At 73.4% G+C, this 1,029-nt stretch carries 1 pseudogene; it reads right to left on the bottom strand.

Annotation, left to right across the window (positions count from 1 at the left end):
- Positions 1–1,029: pseudogene (locus tag ACFQ36_RS22915) on the bottom strand (chromosome segregation protein SMC); the annotation flags it as partial.

Genomic DNA, 1,029 nt, shown 5'->3' with positions numbered 1-1,029 from the left:
GGTCGGCGGCCGCCTTGGCGGCCTGCCGGTCCGTGGCCTCCAGCTCGTTGCGCAGCACCGCGAGCCGGCCCACCGCGGCCTCCAGCGAGGCCTTCGCCGTCTCGAGCTCGGTGCGGATCTGGGCCAGCGTGGCGCTGTTCTCCATCAGCCCGCGCAGCCGCTGCTGCAGGTCCTCGACGGCGGCGCGCTGGGGCGCGGGGTCCAGTTCGGCAAAGGACCGGGTGTCCGCGGCCACCCGGTGCAGCGCGTCCAGCCGGCCGGCGAGCAGGTCCTTGGCCTTGCTGCGCTCGTCCGCCAGTTCGCTGGCCTGCTCGTGCTCGGCCCGGATCCGGTCCGCCTCGGCCTGCAGCTGGGCGATCTTCTCGGTGTTGCTGAAGCCGAGCAGGTAGTCGCCCGGGCTGACCCGGCGGGTGTCGCGCTCGAAGGTGCCGGCGTTGAGCTTGATGGTGCCGGCCAGGCTGATCGCCCGGTCGTGGCCGTGCAGCTGTTCGTCCGAGTCCACGCAGGTGAAGGCGTAGTCGGTGGCGATCTTGCCGCGCAGCCAGTCTCCGGCCTCGGAGTTCTTGAACTCCAGCTTGGTGACCAGGTCCGCTCCGCCGGCCGCGGGCGGGCTCTTCCGAACGGCGTTGCCGATGTTGACCCAGCGCAGCTTGCCGTAGCCGTCCAGCCCGTCGATGGCGGCGGTGACGGCGCGGATGTGCTCGGGGCGGACCAGCAGCGTGGTGGCCAGCGTGCGCAGCGCCTTCTCGGCCGCCGGCCGCCAGGGCAGGTGCTCCGGGGCAATGTCCGCCAGTTCGCCGGCAAAGGGCATGTCCTCGGCGTCGATGCCGGTGGCGGCGCTGATCTCGCGCCGGGCGGCGGCGCTGGCGCCGTCGATATTGCTGCCGCGGCGCGCGTAGGACTCGATCTCGGCCCGCAGCTTCTGCTCCTGCTTGCGCGCGTTCATGCTCGCGGCCACGGCCTCGTATTCAAGGCTGCGGGCGGCGGCGGCCTCCTCGGCCAGGCGCCCGACGGCGTCGGCCGCCTCGC

It is taken from the genome of Arthrobacter sp. GCM10027362 (assembly GCF_042679445.1).
Lineage (GTDB): Bacteria > Actinomycetota > Actinomycetes > Actinomycetales > Micrococcaceae > Crystallibacter.
This window is presented reverse-complemented; position numbering and strand designations above follow the sequence as displayed.